Annotated in this window: 3 protein-coding genes; all 3 read left to right on the top strand. The window is 51.2% G+C overall.

The window, feature by feature from the left end; genetic code table 11:
- Nucleotides 1-31: 31 nt before the first annotated feature.
- The 3 genes from DFR47_RS21790 (at nucleotide 32) to DFR47_RS14170 (ending at nucleotide 10,470) form a co-directional block, all read left to right on the top strand.
- Nucleotides 32-6,937 carry an Ig-like domain-containing protein gene (locus DFR47_RS21790; RefSeq protein WP_210207315.1) on the top strand — a complete coding sequence of 2,302 codons (6,906 nt, stop codon included), beginning with the start codon at nucleotides 32-34 and terminating at the stop codon, nucleotides 6,935-6,937.
- Nucleotides 6,938-7,107: 170 nt separating this feature from the next.
- A complete protein-coding gene (locus DFR47_RS14175; RefSeq protein WP_170137506.1) occupies nucleotides 7,108-9,276 on the top strand; it encodes a type I secretion system permease/ATPase in 2,169 nt (722 codons plus the stop codon).
- Between the two features lie 6 nt (nucleotides 9,277-9,282).
- Entirely contained in the window at nucleotides 9,283-10,470 is a 1,188-nt protein-coding gene (locus DFR47_RS14170; protein WP_113945074.1) for a beta-barrel domain-containing protein, read from the top strand.
- The last annotated feature ends 81 nt before the right edge of the window (nucleotides 10,471-10,551 follow it).

The following is a 10,551-nucleotide window of genomic DNA, read 5'->3' as shown; positions in this document are numbered from 1 at the left end:
GGAAAGTGCGCTGTCTGAGCCATTCACCATTGTGGTCTCGACCGCTGTGCCTGGCACACCGTCCATCACCGAAGTCAGTGATGATGTCGGGACTGTCACGGGTGTTGTGGGCAATGGCAAGCCAACTGACGACGTGCGTCCTGAAATCAAAGGTACTGCTGACGCGAATGCGACAATCAACATATACGATAACGGTTCGTTCATCGGGAAGGCGACAGCTGATGCCGACGGTAACTGGACATTCACACCAACGACCGATCTGACGGAAGGAAACCATGCACTCACAGCCAAAATGGTTGATGGTGCAGGTGTGGAAGGCCAGCCTTCGTTCCCGTATAATATCGTAATCGACACAACCGCACCGGATGCCCCGCGCTTTACGGTTGGTTATGACGGTGTTGGTCCGGTGATCGGTGAATTCGGTGACGGTGCGATTATCAATGATAATCGTCCGAAACTGTCGGGTGCCGGTGCTGAGCCGAATGCGATGGTCAGCATCTATCAGGGTGGTACTCTGGTGGCGACTGTACGTGCGGATGCAGGTGGTCAGTGGAGCTGGAAGGCAACTGATGCAATTGCTGACGGTACTTATACATTTACGGCAAAAACAACGGATGCCGCAGGTAATGTGAGTGCCGCTTCTGATGGCTTTAAAGTCACAGTGGATACAGTTGCACCGAACAAGCCGGTTATTGCGCAAATTACGGATGATCAGGAACCGATCGTCGGAAATATTGCAAAAGACGGCTTTACCAATGACACCACACCAACTCTGAAAGGTACAGGTGCTGAGCCAAACGGTCTTGTCCGCATCTATGACGGTACAACGCTGATTGGTGAAATCAATGCCGATGCTTCGGGTGCATGGAGCTACACACCGGTCAATCCGCTGAGCAATGGTCCTCATACATTCACGGTTGTGAGTGTGGATGCGGCAGGCAACGTGTCTGCCAAGTCTGACGAGTACAAGATCACGGTGGATACACTGGCGCCAGCATCACCTTCCATCACCAACGTGTTGGATGATGTCGGTGCGGTTCAGGGCACGGTTGCAAATGGCAAAACGACTGATGACACCAAGCCACGTCTCTCCGGCTCGGGTGCGGAAAGCGGTTCCATTGTCAAAATCTACGACAATGGCACGCTGATTGGTCAGACTATTGCCAATCCGAACGGTACATGGGTGTTCACACCAACCACTGATCTGAAGGAAGGTGCACATAGCTTTACTGTTACGGCAACCGATCAGGCTGGTAACGAGAGCGGTGAATCCATTGCATGGGTTGTAACTGTTGATCTGACACCACCGGCGAAACCGGAAATCACAGCGGTCTTTGACGATGTGGCACCGGGCATCGGCAATGTTCCGAACGGTACACCGACAAACGATCCGACACCGACTTTGGCCGGTAAGGGTGATGCCGGTACAACAATCCGTGTCTATGACGGTACAGTGTTGCTGGGAGAAACCACGGTTCGTGCAGACGGAACATGGGCTTATACAGCGCCATTGCTGGCAGATGGTTCGCATACATTTACGGTCGCCTCTGTGGATGAGGCAGGCAATGTGTCTGCGACCTCTAACAGCTGGTCTGTGGTGATTTCGACTATCCCGCCGGAAGTGCCGAAAATTGAGAACCTGGCTAATAATAACGGCTCGGAACTGATTCAGGTGGCCAATAACGGCGTGACAAACGATCAGGATCCTCTGCTCACCGGTACTGCGCAGCCAAACCTTGTCATTCGTATTTATGACAATGGTGCGTTGCTTGGTTCCACAACGGCTGATGCTGACGGTAAGTGGTCGTTCAACTTCAAAACCGCCAATGTCAAGCTGAGTGAAGGCTATCACAGCCTGACCGCAGCGGCAGTGAATGAACTTGGTTTTGAAGGTTCGCAATCGTTCCCGCGTATCGTGACAATCGACATCACGCCACCAGCTTCACCGGTTATTGTTAGTGCGGCTGACGATGTGGGTAGTATTATCAATCCGGCGATGCCGAACGGTTCTCTGACCGATGATACCTTACCGTCGTTCCGCGGAACAACGGATGCGTATCATGTGATCAAGCTTTACCGTGATGGTGGTATTCTGGTTGGACAGGCCACCGCTGATGGTAGTGGTAACTGGCAAATCCAGCTGACAGAACCGCTCGACAGCAAGACGCATAATTTCTATGCGACTGCGACTGATCCTGCGGGTAATACCAGCATTAACAACTCGGGTATCTTCAAGCTGACGGTGGATGCAATTGCACCGGATGCGCCGAAGATTACCCGCATCGTGGACAATGTTCCGGATCATACCGGTACGATCACAGAAGGTGGTCTGACCAACGATCCGGCACCGCGTGTGGAAGGTACGAGCGAGGCGAATGCCACGATCAATATCTATGCGGGTAGCTTGCTGGTTGGTACCGTTAAGGCCAACTCCAGCGGTGCATGGTCTATGAAACTGCCGGAAGGTCTGCCGGATGGCAGCTATGTGATTACTGCAACAGCAACCGATGCTGCCGGTAATACAGGCCCTGCATCGGCAGGCTACACAATTGTAGTCGATACGAGAGCACCGGATGTGCCGCAAATTACCCATGTGGTTGACGATGTTCCGGGACATACCGGTAATATCGGCAACCGCCAGACCACCAATGATAATCTGCCACTCATTGTTGGTAAGGGTGAAAAAGGCACCACGATTGCTGTCTATGACAATGGTAACTATCTGGGCACAACGACTGTCGATGCAGATGGTAACTGGAGCTATCAGGTAACCCGCGTGTTGGGTGATGGTACGCATAAGTTTACATCTACGGCGACAGACCCTGCCGGTAACACCACAGGATCGTCCAATACGCTGGAAATCATCATTGATACTATAGCGCCTTCGTCGCCGCGTATTGATGATGCTTATGACAGTGAACTTGGCCGAACCATGAGCAGCGGTACCTTCACAAAGGATACCACACCGACCCTGCGTGGTACGGCTGAAGCCTATAGCATCGTTGAGATTTTTGATGATGTTTATGGTGTAATCGGTACGACAACGGCAAATGGCTCGGGTGGCTGGTCGTTTACACCGGCACTTGGGAAAGAATTGCCGGATGGTGTCTATAACTTTAAAGCGCGTGCAACGGATCTGGCCGGTAATACCGGTCCGGCGATGGGTACAGGCTTTAAGCTGGTCATTGATACAGTGCCTCCTGTGGCACCGGTTATTGAGCAGGTTATTGATGCGGTTGCCGGTGGTATTGTCGGCAATATCCCAAGTAACGGTCTGACCAATGATACGTATCCGACACTGTCTGGTAAGGCTGAGGCTGGTACAACATTGACCTTCTATGGCGGGCCAAACGGTACCACAACTTTAGGCACATTGGTTGTTCCAGCCAGTGGTGTCTGGACGTATAAAACATCGTATCTCAGTAATGGTGAACACAAGTTTGTTGTTAAGTCGGTGGATGCTGCCGGAAACGAGACCTATTCGAAGGCTCCGTATGTCATTACTGTGGATTCTTCTGCACCATCAACGCCTGTCGTTACTTCTGTCTATGATAGTACGCAGCCGGTGGTTGGTAATATCAGCAGTAATGGCTGGACAAACGAGACGAAGCCAACCTTCCAGGGTACGGCTGAGGCTGGTTCGACTTTGACGATCATTCATAACAATGTTGAAGTGGGTACAGTTCTGGTTGGTCCTGACGGTAAATGGACCTGGAAGCCAACAACTGATCTGAAAGACGGGGTAAACAACTTTAACTTCAAGGCGACAGATGCGGCCGGTAACACCAGTGGTAGCACGTCTACATTCACTATGAATGTGGATACGGTGCCGCCGGTTGCCCCTGAAATCACACGGATTTACGACAATGTGAATCCAATTCAGGGCGATGTTCCAAAAGACGGTTACACAAATGATGCGACACCGACGATCTATGTGACGGCGGAGGCGTATTCAACGGTCATCATCTATGACAATGGCGTGGAAGTTGCCCGTTATACATTGGGTAATACGACCAGCTGGAACTGGACGCCGAGCCAGAATATTTCCGAAGGCGACCATGTCTATACGGTTAAGCAGATTGATCGTGCCGGACAGGAAAGTCCGCTGTCTGAACCATGGAAGATCATTGTTGATCTGCTGGCGCCACCGGCACCAACAATCCTGCAAGTTTGGGATGATGTTGACCTGTATACAGGTGCAATCGGACAAGGAAAGCTCACTAATGATGACACGCCAACTGTTTCGGGAACCGGTGTCGCAGGTACGAAGATAACTGTCTACGCCAATGGTAATGCGGTAGGTACGGTTATTGTTGGTGCCGATAATAAGTGGAGCTTGACAACCAACAAATTGGGGCAAGGAACCGTTTTGCTGACTGCTAAGGCTGAGGATCAGGCTGGCAACCAAAGTGCGACTTCTAACTCATGGTCAATCTCTGTTGATACAGTTGCACCAAACGGCGGTACCGGGAGCAATACTGAGTTCTACATGGATACATACCAGGACATATCGAAGGGATACTTTGAGATTACTCGTAGTATACCTGTTGACCAGTTTGGTGTTAAAGCAGTTGCTATGTACAATGGCCAAATTGTTGCAACCGCTGATGTTGACCCAGCGACCGGTAGATATACTCTGAAAGTTCCATTTGCAGATGACAATGGGTGGAATACATACCAATTCGGCCTTCTGGATGAAGCTGGTAATATTATGTATTATCGCAACAAATTCTATGAGTATAACTATACTAGCGCTTTGGGTAATCAGTACCATTCTGATGTATTGCAGCGTGATTTCTATATTATAAATTCGACTGAAAAGGCACCGCCTCCGGTTATTGATTTTATGCTTGATCTCGTGGGTACAGTACGTGAGTTCGGTTATAATAATTACGCTACAGATGCTACAGGCTTCACGCTAACGGGCCATGCGAAATATGGTGCCGGAGTATCAGGTGCAACCGTACAGCTTTATGTCGATGGTAATTTGGTTGGTACAGCCTATCCTAGTAGCTATAGTGGTCGTTGGAATTATAATGTGACCGGTCTTACGGAAGGCCCACATGTATTTACCGCGACTTATACATTGGATGGGGTGGTGAGTACCGTCTCGCAGCCATTTACTGTTACGGTTGATTTAACGCCTCCTGACATCCCTGTGATTGTAGAGGTCGTTGCCGACGAAGGGCTGTATGCAGGCAAGGTTGAGAACGGCGGTATTACTAATGATAAAACAGTGCAGCTGAAGGGTACCACAGAGCCTTTTGCAACTGTGCGTATCTACAATGGTTCATCGCAAATTGGTGAGGCTAAGGCCGATGCCAGCGGTAACTGGGTATATACAACTAATGCATTGAGTGACGGTACACATACGTTCCGCACACTTGGCGTGGATAAAGTTGGTAACCTAGGAACACTGGATCTTACTAAGCCTGGATATGTTATTACTGTCGATACGCAGCCTCCGGCTGCGCCTGCTATCAACGATGCTCTCGATGATGTTGGTTCGGTTACGGGTAGCGTGAAGAGCGATGGCGTTACCGATGATACTAAGCCTCTGCTGCAGGGGACTGCGGAATATGGCAGCACCGTGCGGATCTACGGAACCGATGGCAAGACAATCATCGGAACTGCTGTTGCAGATGCGACGACCGGTAAGTGGACGTTCCAGATCCCGACAGATCTGGCGGAAGGTAAACACACCTTCACGGCTGAAGCGGTTGATAAGGCTGGTAATATCGGTCCGAAGTCTGCGGCCTTTAATATCACCGTTGATACAACGGCACCGGATACACCGAAGATCACCCGTGTGGTGGATGATGTTGCGCCGAAGCTGGACGATCTTGTTGATGGTAGTTCTACCAATGATACAAGACCGACCTTCTACGGTACGGCTGAAGCCAACAGCACAGTGAGGGTCTATGTTGGCGGTGTTGAAATCGGAACGGCGAAAGCAGATGCCTCCGGCAACTGGAACTTTACACCGGCAGCCGACAAGGCACTGACAGAAGGCACGCATGTGGTTACCTTCAAAGCCATGGATGCGGCAGGTAATCTCAGCACCACAGCAGCCAGCTTTACGGTGAAAGTGGATCTGACTGCACCTGCCAAGCCGCAGATTGACCAGATCATCGATGCCGTTGGTCTTGAAACCGGTCCGGTCAGCAATAATGGTACAACTGATGACTCCCGCCCGACCTTCAAGGGTAAAGGCGAAGCCGGCGGTACAGTCTCCATTATGGCCAATGGCAAGCTGCTGGGCACAACCATTGTTGAGGCAGATGGTACCTGGAGCTTCAAGCCAACCGCTGCCATGACAGTTGAAGCGCATACAATTACTGTAACGGTTGCTGATGCTGCCGGTAACGTGAGTGTGGCTTCTGATGCATGGAAGATCACCATCATCCGTCCGGCTGGTGGTGAACCGCAGGGCTTCAGTGCAGATATGCCGGATAGTGGCGATATGCACAGCTTCTCGGCCAGATCGGCTCATAGCGATCCGCAGGCTGACGACTGGAATGAGCCGCAGGCTCATGCCACTCCGATGTCGCTTGATACATCTGCTCTGCTTGCAGAACTCGATGTGCAGGATGGCCAGAACTACGGTGAGGGTGGCTATGATGCCGAGGCCTATGATGATCAGTCCGTACTGGCAGGTCTGATTGATCTGGCACAGGCAAGTTCGGATACTTCCGGACAGGCTGAACAACCGGCAGAAGAGGCAGATGTGACGCAGCTTATTCAGGATGCGCTCACAGAACCTGCACCGCAGGAAAGCATTGATCTCTCGGCCTTGCCGGAAGAACAGGCACCTGCTGCCGGAACCACCGAACCGGTCACAGAAACCCAGCCTGTAGCCGTACCAGAACCGGCACCAGTGAATACGGGTGATCTCGATCTGGAGCGTTTGCTGCAGCAGACTTCGACCTACATTTAATCTTTTGAGGCGCCCCCGCACAGGGGCGCCTCATTGTGTTGTGTAAGCGTATCCGGAACGTATCGCAGTACAGTGCACGTATTGCGCCCGTTCCGGCCTTTGTGTTTTTCCGCATGTTGGCCAGACCGGATCCAATCTGGCTGCATGCTTAGTTCCGAAAGATGATGTGTATGGCTCAGGAAAAGAACCCGTCCGCTTGGGCGGCAGCACTTGGTGTGATTGCTAACCATCACGGAATGCCCGTGTCGAACGATATGATAAGCCGCGCCTTCGTTTGGTCCGCGGCTAAAACTTTTGAAGACAATGTGGTTCAGGCGGCCAAGCGGCTCGGGCTGACTGCGGTTTTCAGCAAGACCAATCTTTATGCCTTGCCGGTCTTCGCATTTCCGATTGTTGCCGGTCTGCAAGAAGGTGGCGCAACGATTATTGCAGCTGTCGGCGAAGAAGAAATTACCTGCGTGAATGTTGATCAGGCCGAGGCGATTGAATGGAAAATTGCCCGCGAGGATGCGGATAAGTATTTAACCGGTACTTTCCTGCTGGTTTCCGCGAAAAAGGCGGTCAAAGATGCGCGCCTTGCGCGGCATTTGTCCAATTATAAAGGTTCGTGGTTCTGGTCGATGTTGCTGGCTGACAAGCGCCGGCATTTCGAAATTGCCATTGCCTCGTTCATTGCAAACCTGCTGGCGCTTGGCGGCGCTTTATTCGGTATGCAGGTCTGGGATCGCGTGGTTCCCGCGCAATCCGTACCGACACTGTGGGTGCTGGCATCCGGCGTTATTATGGCGGTTTTGCTGGAATACTCGCTCAAAATATCGCGCATGAAGCTCGCCGATATGATCGGCAAAAAAGTCGATTTAACGATTTCGAGTATGTTCTTTGCGCGTGCACTGGATATCCGCAATGATGCGCGACCGAAATCGACTGGTTCTTTCATCGCGCAGTTGCGTGAAACGGAAACAATCCGCGAGTCTCTCGGCTCCAGCACACTGACGGCAGCGATTGATATGCCATTCGCTATTGTTTTCCTGTTTGTGATCTGGATGATCGGCGGTCCGCTGATCCTTATGGTGGCACTTGCTTTGCCGCTGATCATCATTCCGGGTTTGTTGCTGCAAATTCCTCTGTCCAAATTATCGAACGCGACAGCGCAGGAAAGCGCGTTGCGCCATGCGATCCTTGTGGAATCGATCGAGGGTATTGAAGATATCAAAGCCTTACAGGCGGAACGCCGTTTCCACCGTTTGTGGGATCGTTATTCGCAGGCTTCATCGGTAACGGCAACCAAGCAAAAACAATATATCTCGATGTATGTCTACTGGATCCAGTCGGTTCAGCAGCTGGCCTATGTTATGGTCATTGTTGCCGGTGTTTATATGGTTCTGGCCGGTGATATGACCACCGGTGGCGTGATCGGTTGTAGTATGCTGACTGGCCGTGCCTTGTCGCCATTCGCACAGCTGGCTCAGATTTTCACACGTTGGCAGTCGGCAAAAACCGCCAAAAAAGGTCTGGATGATCTTCTGGAAAAACCGATTGATCACCCGACAGGTGCTGAGCGTATGCGCCGTGCACATATTACCGGTGAATATGAGTTGACCGGAGTTGAATTCGGTTATGATCCGGAGGCACCGGCCAATCTGCGTATTGGCAGTATCCGTATTAAAGCCGGTGAAAAAGTGGCGCTTGTCGGCCGCAACGGGGCCGGTAAAACTACTTTGCTGAAACTGCTTGGTGCTGCATTACCCGCGCAAAAAGGCGCTATCGTGCTGGATAAGGCTAATATCCAGCATATCGATACCAATGATGTGCGAAATAAAGTGAGTTTGCTGACACAGGAAAGCCGTCTGTTCCACGGTTCCATTCAGGAAAATATCCAGATCGGTTCGCCTCTGGCATCGCGCGCGCAATTTGACGAGGCACTGTCCATCAGTGGTGCCGGTCAGATTGTCCGCACGCTGTCCAAAGGGCTGGAAACAACCGTTATGGAAGGCGGCTCGGGGCTGTCCGGTGGTCAGAAACAGGCGATTATGCTGGCCAGAACCTTGCTGCGCGACCCGTCGATTGTGCTGCTTGATGAACCAACATCCGCAATGGATGAGGCATCAGAAAAGCAGTTTATCAAAGAGATCAAGCCATGGATGGAAGAGCGTACTGTGGTGATCGCCACCCATCGTCCGGCTATTCTTGAACTGGTGGACAGAATTATCGTGATGGAGCGCGGCCGCGTTATCATTGATGACAGGAAAGACGTTGTGCTGGCACGTTTGCAAGGTGCGGCTGTGGCAGACATGCCGCAGAAAACAGCGCAAATCGTGAAATTGAAGTCAGCGGAGTAAACTTAAATGTCGCAAACAGTTGAAGGCTCCGAACTTTATCACCAGCCCAGCTTGCTGCCGGAAAGCCGCCGTCCATCTATCGTGGTCTGGATGAGCTTTATCGCAGTCGGTGCATTGCTGCTCTGGGCATATTTTGCACCGCTGGAAGAAATTGCTGCCGGTAACGGCAAGATCATTCCGTCTTCCCGCGCGCAAATGATCCAGTCTCTTGAAGGAGGTATCCTGTCAGAACTTCTGGTGCAGGAAGGCGATATTGTTGAGGGCGGACAGAAGCTGGCCGTGCTTGATGATACGCGTTTTCGTGCTTCTTATGGTGAGCTGGATTCTAAAATTCTCTCGCTGGAAGCTGCCGCCGCTCGGTTGCGCTCTCAGATGAATGGTACAGATCTTGTTTTTCCTGAAAGCGTTAAAGCTGAAAAAGACCTGATGGATCGCGAGCAACGCTTGTTTGACAGTCAGCGCGATACACTCAATGCCAATCTGTCGAGCCTGAAGGAATCTTTTGCGCTGACATCCCGTGAACTGAAACTCACGGAACCGTTGGTGGCTAAGGGTGCGGCGAGTGAGGTGGAAGTTATCCGCCTTCGCCAGCAGGTGGTTGAACTTGACCGTAAGATGAAAGAACTGGAAAATCAGTTTCAGGTAACTGCGCGTGAAAGCTACTCCAAGACCATGGCAGAACTGGACTCGCAGGTGAAGCTCAATGTCGGGCGTATGGATCAGCTTGCCCGTACGATTATCACTGCACCTGTGCGGGGTATTGTTAAAGACATCGATGTGACCACTGTGGGCGGCGTTATTGCACCCGGTGGTACGATTATGGAAATCGTGCCGATTGAAGAACAGCTGGTCGTTGAAGCGCGTGTAAACCCGCGTGATATTGCCTTTATCCGTCCGGGCATGGTGGCGGCCGTCAAGCTCACTGCCTATGATTATTCGATCTATGGTGGTCTGTGGGGCAAGGTGGAGCGCATATCACCGGATACGCTGGTGGACGAGGTTGATAAGCGTATTATTTATTATCGTGTATACGTGAAAACGGATAATTCTTCCCTGAAAACACCAGACGGGATAGAGCATCCGATCATTCCGGGAATGGTCGCATCAGTCGAGTTCAGAACAGGTACAAAAACAGTTCTGGAATACTTGATCAAGCCATTGAACAAGATGGGCGAAGCGCTTCGCGAAAGATAATTAAGCACTTGAACGGCCTGAAATTTTTTCAGGCCGTTTTATTTTATCAGTAGTTTTTATTATATTTTGCCAGTCATTTTT

This window comes from Pseudochrobactrum asaccharolyticum, assembly GCF_003314995.1.
GTDB classification, from domain to species: Bacteria; Pseudomonadota; Alphaproteobacteria; order Rhizobiales; family Rhizobiaceae; genus Pseudochrobactrum; species Pseudochrobactrum asaccharolyticum.
The sequence above is the reverse complement of the archived record's forward strand: the minus strand, read 5'-3'. Positions and strand labels throughout refer to the sequence as shown.

Bases quoted from the DNA above. Each gene is read 5' to 3' on its own strand.
- DFR47_RS14170 (WP_113945074.1), top strand. From the start codon at position 9,283: ATGTCGCAAACAGTTGAAGGCTCCGAACTTTATCACCAGCCCAGCTTG.
- DFR47_RS14175 (WP_170137506.1), top strand. From the start codon at position 7,108: ATGGCTCAGGAAAAGAACCCGTCCGCTTGGGCGGCAGCACTTGGTGTG.